The following is a 15880-nucleotide window of genomic DNA, read 5'->3' as shown; positions in this document are numbered from 1 at the left end:
GTCTGTGGTGAGGATAAAAGAGTCGTGCCGTCAACGGCTGACGACCGCGCATCAACCGACAAGGATGTGACATCCATGAAGCCTGCCTCTCTGAGCGAAGGCCGTCGCGGCCCTCCGCAAATCTGGAACAGTGCGCCTCAGTTGGCGCTGCTCGCCCCGGTCGCGCCGTCCACCCTGGTGCCGCCTGGCGCACGCGTGGTGATCATCGCGCCCCACCCTGGGGACGAAGTTCTTACCTGCGGTGGTTTACTGCAACTGTTCAGCAACCTGGAACACCCGCTGCAACTCATCTCCATTACCGACGGCAGCGCCAGCCATCCTGGCTCCCAAGTATGGCCGGCTAGCCGTTTGAGCGTGGTGCGGCCCCAGGAAAGCGCTGAAGCGTTGCGCCGCTTGGGCATGCCATTGCACAGCCTGAAGTGGATTCGTGGCGGCTTCAGCGACAACGCACTGGCCGCCCGTGAACCGCAACTAAGCCAATTTATCGCGCGTTACCTGCACCCTGGCGACGTGGTGTTCACCACTTGGTGCAACGATGGCAACAGCGACCACGACAGCGTCGGCCGCGCCGCGGCCAGAGCCTGCGACCTAGTGGGTGCGCGGTTATATGAGGTGCCCGTCTGGGCCTGGCATTGGCCGGCCGCTGAAAGCGCGATGATCCCCTGGCAACGCGCGCGCAAAGTGCGCCTGAACACCTGGAGCGTCGCGCGCAAACTCCATGCCGCCCACGCCTATGCCAGCCAGTTGGCAGGCGACCCGCAGATCGGCCTGGCACCGATGCTGGCGCAGGTGCTGCTGGAGCGGATGCGCGAGCCTTATGAGATTGTGTTTGCCTAGCCAGACACTCGTCTATACCTGTTATTTCTGACAGTGGCGCCTCACGCGACGTGTGACTAAGGTGGAAAAAACTGCACAGGCTCAGATGCAGTCGAGAAAGCCATGCCAACCCTTTGCATTGGCCGGTGTTTTCGAACAGGTAACCCGTATTCCCTGCCTCGTATCGCTCATCACGTTGTCATGGCATGACCCGCCCCTAGCCTTCAGGCGACTGGGGCAAGCCCCTCTCGAATGAGGTCGGATCATGCGCACATGGAAACGCTCCTGGTTTTACTTGGGCATTGCCTCAACCTTTGCCCTGATCATCTTGCCCCCGCCTGCTCACGGCGCCTGCTCAATCAACAACACGGCGGGCGACGATATCTCCACCTGCGACAGCGGTACCGCTCCAGGCTTTGCCGACACCGGGGGTAATAACACCCTCAATATCAGCGGCTCGGGTCGGCTCACCAGTAACGTGACGTTCGGCGCCAACAACGATCTGGTGGACATTAACGGACCTACCGCAGGTATCACGGGCAATCTCTCCATGGGTGACGGCAGCAATATCTTCCGCTCCATCCTCGGCGATATCACCGGCTCGGTCAGCCAGGGCGGGGGCCGGGATATAGCGCAGATCAGCGGCGGCAACGTGCGTGGAGCCTTCACTCAGGGCGCCGGTATCGACGATTTTGCAATGAGCGGTGGCACTGTCGCGTCGCTCGCTCAGGGCGACGGACTCGACACGTTCAGCATGAGTGGCGGCACCATCACCGGCGCCTTCGAAGATGGGGACAACGCCAAGATGTCCGGCGGCACCATCGGCCGCGTCGACATGAAGCTGGATAACAATACGTTCGATATGTCCGGGGGCAGAATCATAGGCAACCTGGTGACCGGTTTCGGCCTGGACACCATTCTGATTTCGGGTACGGCCTTTGTAGGGGGCAATATCAGCGTCAGCGGCGGCGATGACAGGGTGGAAGTCTCAGGTGGCGACGTCAACGGACGCATACTGCTGAGCTTTGGTAATGACACTTTCGAGTGGTCGGGAGGCAATCTGCACTCTTTCGTACTGTTGGCCGATGGCGACGATAAAGCCCTGCTCAAAGGTCTGGTCAACACGCAACTGGCCCCTGCCCAACTGATCGACGGTGGCCTTGGCAATGACACGCTGACCTTGGACAACACCAAGGCCGCAGATCCGGGTTTGTTTCCCAATTGGGAAACCATCCAGTTGGACAACGGCTCGCAGTTGACACTGGGCGGCACGCTCACCTTGGGCGACAGCGCCACAGGCACCGGCAAACTGACAATCGACGGCGCCAGTCAACTGTTGGTGAACACCGGTGTGATCGCGCCGTTCACCGACGGCCAAGCCGTCAACGTCACCAACAGCGGCACCATCGATATGACCACCGGCAGTTCCAGTACCGCCGACAGCTTGACCATCAATGGCAATTACACCGGCAATGGTGGGCAGCTCTTGTTGCAAAGCAAGCTGGACGGCGACGGTTCGCCCAGCGACAAACTGGTGGTCAGCCAGGGCACGATGCAGGGCAATACGCTGATCAACGTCACTAACCTGGGCGGCACGGGGGCGGCCTCGTTACAGGATGGCATCCAGGTGGTGCAGGCCCTCAACGGTGCCACCAGCAGCGATACTGCCTTCACACTGGGCAAACCGGTGTCCGCTGGCGCCTTTGATTACTACTTGTTCAAAGGCGGCGTCACGGCGGGAACCTCAGAAAACTATTACCTGCGCTCAAGCATCCCACCCGTACCGATCGACCCGGTGATTATCGGCCCGTTGCCGGGGATCATCCCTGGCGAACCGCCGCTGCCGCCGAACCCCGGAGTCGACCCACTGCCCATCTACCGCCCCGAAGTGTCGGTTTATGCCGTGTTGTTCCCAGCCGTGCAACAGGTCGTTCAGGCCATGCTGGGCACTTATCACGAACGCCTGGGCGACCAGCTTCAGCAACAGCAAACCGGCGCCTTCGCGGCCGGTTGGGGCCGGGTATATGGCAACAGCAGCCGACAAAGCTACGCCGGCACCGTCAGCCCAACGCTGGACAGTTCCGTGTCCGGATTCCAGGTGGGCACCGATGTCTACGCCGGCGTCCTCGACAACGGCTTGCAGCAGCGGGCCGGCTTTTTCGTCGGCCACAGCACCCTCAAGGGCGACGTCAAAGGCTTCAGTGACGCGCGCCAGGACCAGGACACCGGTAACACCACCTTGCGCGGCGACAGTCTGGGCGTGTACTGGACGCTGCTCGGCGCCAACCAGGCGTATCTGGATCTGGTGCTGATGGGCACACGCTTCGACGGTCACAATGAATCGGACCGTGGGGTGAAGATGAAGACCCGCGGGCACGACGTCACCGCCTCCGCCGAAGTCGGTTGGCCGCTGCCGATCAACGACACCTGGATTGCAGAGCCCCAGGCTCAGGTGATCATCGGCAAGACCAAGCTGGAACGGCAGAACGACGGGGTTTCCGATGTATCTTTCAACGCCGACACCCGCGTCACCACGCGCCTGGGCGTGCGCCTGCGCGGTGAGTATCAGGTCAGCGGTATGCCGTTCGAACCCTATGCCAGGGCCAATGTGTGGCACACCAGTGCGGGGCAGAACACCGTCACCTTTGATCACCTGACGGACATCGACACCGAGCAAAAGTCCACCACCCTGGGCCTCAGCGTCGGCGCGAGCCTGGAGGTGGCGAAAGGCATCAGCCTGTACAGCGAGGTCGGTTACAACCGCAATCTGGACAGCAATACCTTCAACGGGCGCCAAGGCACGCTGGGCCTGCGCATGGAGTTTTGACCAACCGGCGGCGCTGGCCGGCGCAGTGCCGGTCAACGGCTGGGGTCAACCCTTTCGGTCGAGGGTGCGACCCTTCACTTCGTGCCCTCTTCAGCTGAATAGCGGCCAAACGCCACATGCGCCGATGTGAAAAATTCGTTAACTAATTCTTCCCTAAGGCTTTTTCCTACAGACTGAATCTGCCAGACTAACGCGAATAGTTCTCAACATATTTCTTATTGGCCACGGACGGCACTCGGGGAGAGTCAGTTTCATGTCTGTGCAATCACACGGTGGCAATGGTTTTTCACTCAGTCTGATGACATTGGCGGTCTGTCTGGCCACCACCCACCTGGCTTACGCCGCCGATGCAGAAGCACCGGCCACCACGCTGGAACTGGGCGCCACGCAAATTTCCGGCGAAGGCCAATTGGGCCAGACCACCGAAGGCACCCAGTCCTACACCACCGGCTCGATGAGTACCGCAACCAAGCTGCCACTGACCTTGCGCGAAACCCCGCAGGCCGTGACCGTGATCACCCGTCAGCGCATGGACGACCAGGCGATGACCAGCATCAACGACGTGGTCAACGCCACGCCTGGTCTGTTTCTGAACTACTCCGACGGCCCTGGTCGGCAGACCTACACCTCCCGGGGCTTCGACATCGATAACCTGATGTATGACGGTATCCCCAGTGGCTACAACGGCGCGTCGGTCGGTGCGCAGCCGAACCTGGCGATGTTCGACCGCGTTGAAGTGGTGCGCGGCGCCACCGGCCTGGTCACTGGCGCGGGCAACCCGTCGGCCGCCATCAATATGGTGCGCAAGCGCCCGCTGGATGAGCAGAAAGTCACCCTCACCGGCGCAGCCGGCAGTTGGGACGATTATCGCGGCGAACTCGACGCGTCCAGCCCGCTCAACGACAGCGGCACCCTGCGCGGCCGAGTGGTGACGTCGTACCGCGACGCCAACAGCTTTATCGACAAAGCCGAAAACAGTCACGGCCTGTTTTACGCTGTCACCGAAGCCGACCTGAGCGAAGACACCACCCTGACCTTGGGCTTCTCCAACCAGAAGGACAAAACCAACTACTTCTGGGGCGCCTCGATGATCGGCCAGGACGGCCATCACCTCGACCTGCCGCGCTCCTACAACCCCGGTACCGATTGGGAAAACAAGGATCAGGAAATCAACACGGTCTTCGCCGAACTGCGCCAGCGCCTGGCCAATGACTGGAACCTGCAAGTCAACGCCAACTATGCCGAACAGAACGCGCTGTTTTCCGGCTCGTACCAATCGCGCTGGGTCAACAACTCCCTGGCACGTACGGTTTACCAGGCCAAGTACGACGAAAACCAGGCAGGGGTCGACGCCTTTGTCAGCGGCCCGTTCCAGGCATTCGGGCGCAGCCATGAACTGGTGGTCGGCGCGAGTAAACGCATCTACGACATGACCACCCACAACTACAGCCCCTACGACCTCAACTGGCCACTCACCGCAGGCAAGCCGGATTTCGTCCATACCAACAACCAGCGCGAAGTCACCACCCAGGACAGCGTTTACGTCACCACACGCCTGAGCCTGGCAGACCCGTTGAAGTTGATCCTCGGCGGGCGCCTGGACTGGTACGACTACGATAACCGCGATGGCGACGGCGACTTCCACGTCACCCGCAACCTTACGCGCTACGCCGGCCTGATCTATGAGCTGGACGATCACCACTCGGTATACGTCAGCTACAGCGACATTTTCACCCCGCAAAAAGAAAAGGACACCGGCGCCGCGCCGCTCAAGCCCATCGTTGGCAAGAACTATGAGGTCGGCATCAAGGGCGAATACCTGGGCGGCGCGCTGAACGCTAGCGTTGCGCTGTTCCGCATCGACCAGGAAAACCGTGCTGTGCAGGTGGTGGTTCCGAACTGCCCGCAGGCTTCGTGCTCCCAGGCATCAGGTGAGATCCGCAGCCAGGGTATCGACTTCGAACTGCAAGGCGCATTGACCGAAAACTGGCAGGTCGGTGGTGGCTACACCTACGCACGCACCCACACCATCAAGGACGACGCCAAGCCGCAGTTGGTCAACAAGCAGTTCGATACCGACGTCCCGGAACACCTGTTTAAGTTGACCACCCGCTATAACTTCCAGGGCCCACTGGAAAAACTGCGGGTGGGCGGCAACATCTCCTGGCAGAGCCGCCTGTACAACGATATCCCGTTGGCCAACGGCAGCACCTACCGTCTGCAACAAGGCGCCTACGCCGTCACCGACCTGATGGCCGGCTACAAGGTCAACGACCACCTCGACCTGCAGGTCAACGCTAACAACATCTTCGACCGGCGCTACTACTCCACCATCGCCAACTCGGCGAGCTATGGCGGCGACGCCTACGGCAACCCGCGCAACATGATGCTCACGGCCAAGTACAGTTTCTGAGGCTTCAGGCAACACGCGTCGACGGCCCCCCGCCGGCGCTAGCGCCGACGGCGGCAACGCATCAGCGTTGCCCGCACCACCAGCTTGTGAAATGGGCGAATCAGCAGAATGTAGATACGCCCCAGCCGGTTGTGGGTGTGTACCGCCGTCGTGGCAATTAGCACTTCACCCTGCTCGTCGCGCCGTCGAAGCAGCGAAAGACGAAAATCCAGGTGGCTGTCATTTTCCCCCAGCACCATCTCGTCAGCGCTTTGCTCCAGCACGGGGAAAAAGTCGATATGGGCTTTATCCGAATGGGCGCGACGCACCTCGCCAGAGGTCCGCACGCCCAACGGCCCCATCACACCATCGCGGATCGCGATCAGCACCTTGAACCACACAGGCGGCGAACCCAAGGCGCGTACGGCGAGGTCATTGATGGAGACGTCAGCCGCGTCGATAGGCACGACAAAACTATCAAGCAACTGCGCGTTCGCGTACCAGTCACGGATCAGGCTTTCTGGCGGTGGATCGATAGGCCGGGCAAGCAAGGTCATGTGAGGGGTTTCCCTGAATGAATGCAGCTGAGTCGTGAACGTGGTCGGCAGTCCGGGCGCCATCGGGGGCAAGCCCCCTCCCACATTCAAAACATTATCGATCGACCTGCTTGGCGTCGATAAACGGCACCGTACTGTTTGGCAGCATGGTGGTTGGCAGTACGCCGTTCCAGCGCTCGGCCTTGGTCAATTCGATCAGGTTCTGGTTGCTGGCCAGAGCCTTGGCGCGGGCCTGGATCGCGTCGGCTTCGGCGTTGCCGCGCAAGCGCGTGGACTCGGCATCCGCCTTGGCCTGGGCCAATTGCGAGTCGGCCTCCGCTTGGGCCTGGGTCACCCGGATCTGCGCCTGCACCTGCTCGGTCTGCAGCATTTGCTCGCGGGTTTTGACTTCCACTTCGGCTTTCATGCGCAAGGCAATCGAACGCTCGTAGTCATCGCTGAAATCGATGTTTTCGATCTGTACGCCGTCGATCACCACTGGCCCAACCACCGAATCGCGGATGGCCTTGGTCACATCCGCGACGAACTTGCCGCGGTTTTGCACCGCCGACACCGCGTTGTACTGGCCGAATACGTTTTCCACCTGGGTCGGCACCTGACGAGCGATCAGGCGGTCACGCACGCCATCCAAGTCCTTGTAACTGGTGTACACCTTGGTGACATCGCTGGTAGGGATGTGCCAGGACACCGAGACCTGCAACTTGGCGGTCTGCTGGTCCTTGCTGTACGCCTGGAGATTGGCGTACTGGGTAGCCTGGCTTTGAATGCTGATAAACCGCACCGACTCAATGAACGGCAGCTTGAACGACAGGCCCGGCTCCACCACGCCTACCATCGCACCGTTACGCAACAGCACACCCCGCTCGGTCTCATCGACCGTGAACCAACTGGTGGCCAGAGACACCACCACGACCAAACCCACCGCTGCAGCGGCATAAGTAACCATTTTATTGTTCATCGAAACGTCGCGTCCCTTCGTTAAGTTGGCGGCACGATACCCTGAACCGCGTCCCAAGTGGGAGGATAACCAGGCAAATTTGCCGTACTGATAGCAGCGTCACAGTCCTGAAACTGCGCGTCGTGCTTGCCCCAAGCCCGCGTTATTCCGTCGTCAACGGACGGCCTATTGAAATACCCCGCTAGTGATACGTGTCCGCACCAGGAGCCGATCAATGATTCGCAAAGCACTGCCTTCCGACGCTCGGGCCATTGCCCAGGTGCATATCAACAGTTGGCAGCACGCCTATCGTGACCTGATGCCTGCCCACTACTTGGATTCACTGGACGCAACCCTGGCTCATCGCGAATCCAACTGGGTGAGGTCGAAGCCCTTTACGTCGCCGCCGGCCATTGGCACACCGGCGAGGCGGCATCCGTGCTGCTGATGGCACGCTAGGCTTGAAGCGCGTGGTCTAGACTATCTCCACCCCTTCACCTTGGAGAACGAGCATGCCCAGCAAAATCACCCTCTGCCTCTGGTACAACGGCACGGCCGAAGAGGCGGCGCGCTTTTACGCCAAGACGTTTCCAAACAGCAGCGTAGACGCCATATACAAAGCACCGGGCGACTACCCGTCGGGCAAGCAAGGCGATGTGCTGACGGTAGAGTTCACCGTGATGGGCCTCCCGTGCCTGGGGCTGAACGGCGGGCCGATATTTCCTCAGACCGAGGCATTTTCGTTCCAGGTGGCCACGGATGATCAGGCCGAGACCGATCGCTATTGGCACGCGATCATCGACAACGGCGGTCAGGCCAGTGCCTGCGGATGGTGCAAGGACAAGTGGGGAGTGTCGTGGCAGATCACACCGCGGGCGTTGACCCAGGCGATCGCCCACCCCGACGCGGCCACCGCCAAGCGTGCCTTTGACGCGATGATGGGCATGGGTAAGATCGACATTGCTGCCATCGAAGCGGCCGTGAAAAAAACCTAAAGATTCACCCCCGGCGGCCGTCATCCTGGCATCCCCGAATGGACTCAATGAGGTTCTTGTGCGCGTTTTGACTTCTGTGTTGCTGGCCGGTGGCATCGCCACCCTGTCCGGTTGTGCCACCCAGTCCGGCAAAGTCGAGCAGATGCTCGCCGACACCCTGGCTCAACCATTGGTGGAGAACAGCATCGTGCGCGAAGGCGACTTGCTCAGCTTCGAGCTGCTGATGCACGACGCTACCGGCGGCGTGCGGCGCACTATGCAGTTCGAAGCGGCGTGCTCGTCCAAGCAATTGCACCTGCTGTACCTCGATGGTTCCCAACGCGTGTACCCGCTCAAAGCCGGGCGCTATACCGAGGCGCGCAAGCTGTCTGACACGCTGTATGCCACCTTGGCCGCCAACCAGACATTTGTCCGCGCCTGTGCTGAAACGCCCAAGCCCGACTGGCGCCTGGTCAGCAAAGATGCGCGCGATAACTGGGTACTGCTCGACGCCGCCAGCGTCAAGACTGTGCAGGGTGAAACCCGTTTCTGGGCCGCCTTCGATAACCCGACGGTGCTCAACGACCTGCCCTACGACGCACCTTATGCGCAAAAACGCCAGCACTTCGCGGTGTCCTGCTCCAACGGCACGTACAAGGAACTGGCCGGCTACGATCTGGACGTGCGCAACCGCGTGAGCGATGGCCGGGTCGACAGTTTCCCAACGCCACAGCCCATCGCGGGCAGCGACGCCGACTATGCGCTGTTGTTCGACACCGTATGCGTCACCCCCGAGAAAATCGCCAAGCTGGACCCCTTCAAGCCGCGCCTGAAAGCGCCGGCCGTCATCGCCCTGTCGTCGGTGCAGCCCCAGGTGCTGGCCGCGCTTGCACCCTTCAACCAGGACAAGCCCGCGCGCACCTTGAAGTATGTGCACTTCACCGGCACATCGACCCTCAAAGGCAAGACGTCCAACAGCACCAGCGAGCACTTCATCAGCCAGGACAAGGCCAGTGGTCAACTGCAGATCGTCCATCGCGGCGACGGCTATGAGTCCCAGTCGGTGAGCTGGCGCAACCTGGTATCGCTGGTGTCGAAGACAACGTACGGCGGCACCGGTATGGCGGAAAGCTCGACCTTGACGCAGTTAAGCTTGACCGGCAATTGGCAGGCCCTGCCGGTCGGCGAAACCGTGGTCTACCAGACCACCCGCTCGACACTCAACAGCCTGGTGGGCAGCTATAACAAGGTGCAGATCAACCGCTGCGTCGTCGAACGCGAATTGCCGGCCCGCGAACTCAACCCCAACCTGCTGGGGAATGCCAAGGCCTTGGCATGCCGCACCGATGACGATAAGTACAACCGCGTCGAACATGTGTACTACCTGAGTGATTACGCCTACTTCTACGAATCGAGCACGGACAAGAACGAGTTTTTCTACGCCGATACACGCATCGATAAGTTCGAATAACAGGTAACACTTCAGCGCCTGGCTTTGGGGCCGCTGCGCAGCCCAGCGCAAGCAAGCTTGCTCACCACAGGGTGGCGCGGTGCCACCAATCTTTATGCTGACCACAGGGAATCGGGGCAAGACACACTCATTGCGGCGAGCCTGCTTTTTTTGGTAAGCAAACTGCGCAAAAGGCTTATCGGATGGACACCGCCGCTCGCGCGCTATGCAGTTTTTTATAGCTGTCGATCAGGCGCAAATGCCGGTCCAGCCCTTCGAGCTTCATGCTGGTCGGGGTCAGGCCATGGAAGCGCACGCTGCCGTTGACCGAGCCGATCACAGCGTCCATGCGTTCGTCGCCGAACATGCGCCGGAAGTTAACTTCGTAGTCCGCCAGTTCCAGATCGTCGTCCAGTTCCATCTCCAGCACGGCGTTGAGCGCCTGGTAGAACAACCCGCGCTCGGCGGTGTTGTCGTTGTATTGCAGGAACATCTCCACGCACTCCTTGGCCTCTTCGTATTGGCGCAAGGCGAGGAAGATCAGCAGTTTCAGTTCCAGGATGGTCAGTTGGCCCCACGCGGTGTTGTCGTCGAACTCAATGCCGATCAGGGTAGTGATGTCGGTGTAATCGTCCAATTCGCTTTCGATCAAGCGCTCAACCAACGCCTCAAGCTCTGCGTCGTCCAAGCGGTGCAGGTTGAGGATATCGGCGCGGAAAAACAGCGCTTTGTTGGTGTTGTCCCAGATCAGATCTTCCACCGGATAGATTTCCGAATAGTCCGGTACCAGAATACGACAGGCCGTGGCGCCGAGGTGTTCGTACACCGCCATGTAGGACTCTTTACCCATGTTGTCGAGAATGCCGAACAACGTCGCCGCCTCCTCGGCGTTGGAATTTTCACCCTGGCCGGAGAAGTCCCATTCGACAAACTCGTAATCCGACTGCGCACTGAAGAAGCGCCACGACACCACGCCGCTGGAGTCGATAAAGTGTTCGACGAAGTTGTTCGGTTCGGTCACCGCCTGGGCTTCGAAGGTCGGCTGCGGCAGGTCGTTCAGGCCTTCGAAACTGCGGCCTTGCAGCAGTTCGGTGAGGCTGCGCTCCAGCGCCACTTCCAGGCTCGGGTGTGCGCCGAACGAGGCGAACACGCCGCCGGTGCGTGGGTTCATCAGGGTCACGCACATCACCGGGAATTCCCCCCCCAGAGACGCGTCCTTGACCAGCACCGGGAAACCCTGGGCCTCCAAACCTTGAATACCCGCCAGAATGTTCGGGTACTTGGCCAGCACCTCGGCAGGCACGTCCGGCAGGGCGAATTCGCCTTCGATGATTTCGCGCTTCACCGCCCGCTCGAAGATCTCCGACAGGCACTGCACCTGGGCTTCGGCCAAGGTATTGCCGGCGCTCATGCCATTACTGAGGTAGAGGTTTTCAATCAGGTTGGACGGGAAATACACCACCTCGTCATCGGAGCGACGCACGAACGGCAGCGATACGATGCCGCGCTCCTCGTTGCCGGAGTTGGTGTCGAACAGGTGCGAGCCACGCAGTTCGCCATCGCGGTTGTAGACCTTCAGGCAATAGGCGTCGAGAATTTCCGTCGGCAGTTCATCGTTCGGGCCGGGCTGGAACCAGCGCTCATCGGGGTAATGCACGAACGCCGCGTTGGCCAGCTCTTCGCCCCAGAACTGATCGTTATAGAAGAAGTTGCAGTTCAGCCGCTCGATGAACTCGCCCAGGGCCGACGCCAGAGCGCTCTCTTTGGTCGCGCCCTTGCCGTTGGTGAAGCACATCGGCGAGTGCGCATCGCGGATATGCAGCGACCACACGTTCGGCACGATATTGCGCCACGACGCGATTTCAATCTTCATGCCCAGGTCAGCCAGGATGCCGGACATGTTGGCGATGGTCTGTTCCAGCGGCAGGTCCTTACCGGCGATATAGGTACCGCCGTCGGACAACGCGCTGGGCATCAACAAGGCCTGGGCGTCGGCGTCGAGGTTGTCTACTTCTTCGATCACGAATTGCGGCCCGGCCTGCACCACTTTCTTCACGGTGCAGCGGTCGATGGAACGCAGGATGCCTTGACGGTCCTTATCGGAGATGTCCGCCGGCAACTCGACCTGAATCTTGAAAATCTGGTTGTAGCGGTTTTCCGGGTCGACGATGTTGTTCTGCGACAAGCGGATATTTTCGGTGGGGATATTGCGCGTCTGGCAGTACAGCTTCACGAAGTACGCCGCACACAGCGCCGACGACGCCAGGAAATAATCGAAGGGGCCCGGGGCCGAGCCATCGCCTTTGTAGCGAATGGGCTGGTCGGCAATCACCGTGAAGTCATCGAACTTGGCTTCAAGTCGGAGGTTGTCGAGAAAGTTGACCTTAATTTCCATACGGGCACACCAGAATAACGGGCTAAACAAAAATGGCCGCCATTATGGGGTTTTTCCTCGGGAAGTTTCAGGCTTTTGACCAGCGGCGGATCAATTGCCAAATGAATATTAACTTTTTGTGACTTGCCGCCGATGGAGTGGGCGCAACCAGGGAGTAGTCCGAATGCGCAACAATCAGCCCGTAACACAACGCGAGATTTCCCTCGCGCCGCAGCAGAAACTCATCTCCGCCACCGATGTGCAGGGCATGATCACTTACTGCAACGATGCCTTTGTCGAAATCAGCGGCTTTGAACGTGACGATCTGATCGGTGCGCCCCAGAACATCGTGCGTCACCCCGACGTACCGCCGGCCGTATTCGCGCACATGTGGAGCGCGCTCAAACAGGGCTTGCCCTGGATGGGCATCGTCAAGAACCGCTCGAAGAACGGCGACCATTATTGGGTCAACGCCTACGTCACACCGATATTCGACGGCAGCCGGGTGGTCGGTTTCGAGTCGGTGCGGGTCAAGCCCACTGCCGATGAAATCCGCCGCGCCCAGGCTCTCTATCAACGGATCAGCCAAAGCAAAACCGCTGTACCGCGCCAAGACGCTTGGCTGCCCCATCTATTGAGCTGCGTGCCCTATATGGCCAGCGGTATTGCCGGCAGCCTGGCCGGGTTGTTTCTCAGTGCGCCAGTGGCGGTCGCGGTCGCCGTGGCGGTGGCGGTGCCCATCGGCCTGCTTTGTTCGAGCGCGCGCCAAGGCAGCACCTTGCGCCTGCTGCAAGGGGTCGAGCCGTCCACCTCGGATGCGTTGATCGCGCAGATGTACAGCGACGCTCGCGGCCCGCAGGCACGTTTGGAAACCGCCTTCCAGAGCCAGAACGCGCGCCTGAAAACGTGCCTCACCCGCCTGCAGGACAGTGCCGAAAAACTCAGCGCCCTGGCCGCTCAATCCGACCAACTGGCTTCCGCCAGCTCCCGGGGCCTGGACCGTCAGCGCGTGGAGACCGAACAGGTCTCGGCCGCCGTCAACCAGATGGCCGCCACCACTCAGGAGGTCGCCAGCCATGTGCAACGCACCGCCGACGCCACCCAGCAAGCCAACGTATTGACCGGCCGTGGCCGCGACGTGGCGCGCGATACTCGCCAGGCCATTGAGCGTTTGTCGGCGGTGGTCGGCGAGACCGGCGTCACCGTGGCGCAACTGGCCCGCGACAGCGATGAAATCGGCAGCGTGGTCGATGTGATCAAAGGCATCGCCGACCAGACCAACCTGCTGGCCCTCAACGCCGCCATCGAAGCAGCCCGCGCCGGTGAACAGGGGCGCGGCTTTGCCGTAGTGGCCGACGAAGTCCGTCAGTTGGCCCAGCGCACCACGCAATCGACCACTCAGATCCATGGGCTGATCACGCAGTTGCAGGCGTCCTCCAACAACGCCGTGCAGAGCATGCAGAACGGCCAGCGCCAAGCCCAGGAAGGCGTGGCGTGGGTGCTGGAGGCCGACCAGGCGTTGGTAGGCATCAGTGAGGCGGTGTCCCATATCACCGACATGACCACCCAGATCGCCGCCGCCACCGAGGAGCAAAGCGCGGTGGCCGAAGAGATCAGCCGCAATATCACCACCATTGCCGAGCTGGCCGATCAGACCTCGGTGCAGGCCCGCCAATCGACAACCCTGAGCAAGGAGCTGACCGACACCGCGTCGACTCAGTACGCGCTGGTCGAGCGGTTCAATCGCTAGGCCAAATCTGTAGTGGTGCGCGGGGATGCATCCAAGGCAGCGTCAAGGCTGCCGGCGATACATCCCCGTCAGGTAGTCGGGAAAGTCCGGCTCCGCGTTGTGCTTGATCACAGCAAAATCCTTTACCAACTGAATGTGATACGGGCCGGTGCCTTTGGCGGCCAGAGGCGCGCGCACGATGATCAGATTGTCGGTTTCCATGGGCACACGTTGTTGCGTGGTGACAATGGGTTTGCCGGTGCCGGTGTCGTTGAGGGTCACGCTGAATTCAGCCACTTCCCGGCCTTGGGCGTCGCGCTGCGGCAGGATCTTCAGGTCGAGGTCACCGTCGCGACCCAGGTAGTCGTCGCGCATCTGATAGTGGCCGCTGCGTTGGTCGCGGGCCACGTCGCCGTACTTGGCGTACTCCGGCTCGCGGTCCACGGCGTGCAATTGCACCGTCAACTCAGATGCGCCCTTCTTGCCGCTGCTGACCCAGGTACCGCTGTAATCGAACGGTTCGACGCTAGCGCGGGTGATTTGCCAGGTGCCGGTCTGATGCCCATCCTCGGTCGATTCGTGCAGGTAAACGAAGGGTTTGTCCTCGTAGTCGCCCATAGACCCCACCAGTTTGATCGGCTTGCCATTGCCACTTTTGGTGTAGCGCACTTCGCCGATCAGTACCTCGCCTCGCTGCTGATACCAGAGCTGCACCGGGATCTTGCCGTTGAGGGTGCCGGCGAGCATCTGTGGGTCTTCGTTGACCGGCCCTTCCAACCGAGGGGTTTCGTGCCATTGGCCGTCCTTCCATTCGCCAGTGGTGCGCAGCATGTAGCCCTTGGGCATGCTGGTGTCGTCATCGTCGCTGGCGGGGACTTCTTGTTGCGTATAGGCGCTGAGTCGTACCAGCTCGCCGTTGCGCATTTGCCAACGGCTGGCGCGGGTCCAGCAGCAGCCACGGTCGGTCTGCGAATGGATGATGCCGTCCTTGGGGGTGACCGAGAACATGCCGCCGGAGGTCCCGTTAGCCAGGTCCGTGAGGGGGCGGTTGAGCACCCAGCGCGGTTGCTGGGGGTCTTGCAGGTACACATCGTAGTTCGACTGAAAGCCTGCATCGGCGCCGTCGCCGTTGCGAATCGCCAGGTCCTGGCGGTCGTCCTGGTCGATATCGGCGAAATACACCACGCCGTTTTCGCCGACCAGGCGCCAGTCCAGGGTCTTGCCGTCGCCATCGAGCGGCACTCCGGCGGCGGGTGTGGAAAATTGCTGGAGGATCGCCAGGGAGGTTTTGTCGCGCAGCGTAATCAGCGCCGGCGCCAGTTGCTGCAAGTCCTGCGGCACATCCGGGAACAGCACTTCGACAAGAAACTGGCCGCTGGGGTCATTCAGCGAAAACGAGCGGGGTTCGGCCATGGCCGTGGCCGCGAACATCGTAGAGACAAGCACTGCGCTGACGAGCGAACGCATGTAAAGCATCCTTGCTGAAATCCGGGGGCCGCAGTGTAAAGGCAAACCGTGAACAAATCGCTGATGGCGCGCGCGGTGCGCTGCTATGTTGCGTGTTTCTGACGCGAAGGGGATGCCATGGAACCGTTAGCCGACAACAAGCCCCACACAGATAAAACTGTGGGAGGGTCTTGCCCCCGATGGCGGCGTGTCAGTTGGCTTATCCATTACTGAGCCAGCCTGATCGGGGGCAAGCCCCCTCCCACATTGGGCTCTGTGCTGTCTGGGCTCATTGCGTTTCAAAGGCTAGGTTTGCAGCAGTCGCGCTCCGCCCCGGATCAAACCCGGGACAGATAAAACTTTGGGGGGGGGGTTGGC

The 15880-nt window shown here is 60.8% G+C and carries 10 protein-coding genes and 1 pseudogene; 7 read left to right on the top strand and 4 right to left on the bottom strand.

The window, feature by feature from the left end; all coding sequences use genetic code 11:
- The first annotated feature begins 75 nt into the window (after positions 1–75).
- From YA0848_RS22710 to YA0848_RS22700, 3 genes are all read left to right on the top strand, one after another.
- A complete protein-coding gene (locus tag YA0848_RS22710; RefSeq protein WP_169902634.1) occupies positions 76–837 on the top strand; it encodes a PIG-L deacetylase family protein in 762 nt (253 codons plus the stop codon).
- Positions 838–1081: 244 nt separating this feature from the next.
- The gene (locus YA0848_RS22705) at positions 1082–3643 is read left to right on the top strand and encodes an autotransporter family protein (protein WP_169902635.1); all 2562 of its coding nucleotides are present in this window, start codon (positions 1082–1084) and stop codon (positions 3641–3643) included.
- 253 nt (positions 3644–3896) lie between these two features.
- On the top strand, positions 3897–6056 hold the full coding sequence (locus tag YA0848_RS22700) for a TonB-dependent siderophore receptor (protein ID WP_047883012.1): 2160 nt from the start codon (positions 3897–3899) through the stop codon (positions 6054–6056).
- A 38-nt stretch (positions 6057–6094) separates the two neighbouring features.
- Here YA0848_RS22700 and YA0848_RS22695 read toward each other — a convergent pair whose 3' ends face one another.
- Both YA0848_RS22695 and YA0848_RS22690 read right to left on the bottom strand, forming a co-directional pair.
- Positions 6095–6592, bottom strand: a complete 498-nt coding sequence (locus YA0848_RS22695) for a DUF2867 domain-containing protein (protein ID WP_034098117.1) — start codon at positions 6590–6592, stop codon at positions 6095–6097.
- Between the two features lie 94 nt (positions 6593–6686).
- Positions 6687–7538 carry a prohibitin family protein gene (locus YA0848_RS22690; protein ID WP_416146542.1) on the bottom strand — a complete coding sequence of 284 codons (852 nt, stop codon included), beginning with the start codon at positions 7536–7538 and terminating at the stop codon, positions 6687–6689.
- A gap of 226 nt (positions 7539–7764) precedes the next feature.
- Between YA0848_RS22690 and YA0848_RS22685 the strand changes: the two are divergent.
- From YA0848_RS22685 to YA0848_RS22675, 3 genes and pseudogenes are all read left to right on the top strand, one after another.
- Positions 7765–7917: pseudogene (locus YA0848_RS22685) on the top strand (GNAT family N-acetyltransferase); the annotation flags it as partial.
- Positions 7918–8041: 124 nt separating this feature from the next.
- Entirely contained in the window at positions 8042–8524 is a 483-nt protein-coding gene (locus YA0848_RS22680; RefSeq protein ID WP_169902637.1) for a VOC family protein, read from the top strand.
- 58 nt (positions 8525–8582) lie between these two features.
- Positions 8583–9974, top strand: a complete 1392-nt coding sequence (locus YA0848_RS22675; protein WP_169902638.1) for a hypothetical protein — start codon at positions 8583–8585, stop codon at positions 9972–9974.
- A 175-nt stretch (positions 9975–10149) separates the two neighbouring features.
- Here the strand turns inward: YA0848_RS22675 and YA0848_RS22670 are convergent, their stop codons facing one another.
- A complete protein-coding gene (locus YA0848_RS22670) occupies positions 10150–12348 on the bottom strand; it encodes an OsmC domain/YcaO domain-containing protein (RefSeq protein WP_169902639.1) in 2199 nt (732 codons plus the stop codon).
- Positions 12349–12511: 163 nt separating this feature from the next.
- Between YA0848_RS22670 and YA0848_RS22665 the strand changes: the two genes are divergently transcribed.
- A complete protein-coding gene (locus YA0848_RS22665) occupies positions 12512–14077 on the top strand; it encodes a methyl-accepting chemotaxis protein (protein WP_169902640.1) in 1566 nt (521 codons plus the stop codon).
- Between the two features lie 42 nt (positions 14078–14119).
- Here YA0848_RS22665 and YA0848_RS22660 read toward each other — a convergent pair whose 3' ends face one another.
- Complete coding sequence (locus YA0848_RS22660) at positions 14120–15523, bottom strand: XAC2610-related protein (RefSeq protein ID WP_169902641.1); 1404 nt, start codon at positions 15521–15523, stop codon at positions 14120–14122.
- Between the last annotated feature and the right edge of the window lie 357 nt (positions 15524–15880).

Origin of the sequence: Pseudomonas sp. S4_EA_1b (assembly GCF_016307435.1) — a bacterium.
GTDB classification, from domain to species: Bacteria; Pseudomonadota; Gammaproteobacteria; order Pseudomonadales; family Pseudomonadaceae; genus Aquipseudomonas; species Aquipseudomonas rhodesiae.
This window is presented reverse-complemented; position numbering and strand designations above follow the sequence as displayed.

Excerpts from the sequence above, each read along its gene's own strand:
- YA0848_RS22680 (WP_169902637.1), top strand. The coding sequence starts at position 8,042 with ATGCCCAGCAAAATCACCCTCTGCCTCTGGTACAACGGCACGGCCGAA.
- YA0848_RS22670 (WP_169902639.1), bottom strand. The coding sequence starts at position 12,348 with ATGGAAATTAAGGTCAACTTTCTCGACAACCTCCGACTTGAAGCCAAG.
- YA0848_RS22695 (WP_034098117.1), bottom strand. The coding sequence starts at position 6,592 with ATGACCTTGCTTGCCCGGCCTATCGATCCACCGCCAGAAAGCCTGATC.
- YA0848_RS22705 (WP_169902635.1), top strand. The coding sequence starts at position 1,082 with ATGCGCACATGGAAACGCTCCTGGTTTTACTTGGGCATTGCCTCAACC.
- YA0848_RS22660 (WP_169902641.1), bottom strand. The coding sequence starts at position 15,523 with ATGCGTTCGCTCGTCAGCGCAGTGCTTGTCTCTACGATGTTCGCGGCC.
- YA0848_RS22700 (WP_047883012.1), top strand. The coding sequence starts at position 3,897 with ATGTCTGTGCAATCACACGGTGGCAATGGTTTTTCACTCAGTCTGATG.
- YA0848_RS22665 (WP_169902640.1), top strand. The coding sequence starts at position 12,512 with ATGCGCAACAATCAGCCCGTAACACAACGCGAGATTTCCCTCGCGCCG.
- YA0848_RS22690 (WP_416146542.1), bottom strand. The coding sequence starts at position 7,538 with ATGGTTACTTATGCCGCTGCAGCGGTGGGTTTGGTCGTGGTGGTGTCT.
- YA0848_RS22710 (WP_169902634.1), top strand. The coding sequence starts at position 76 with ATGAAGCCTGCCTCTCTGAGCGAAGGCCGTCGCGGCCCTCCGCAAATC.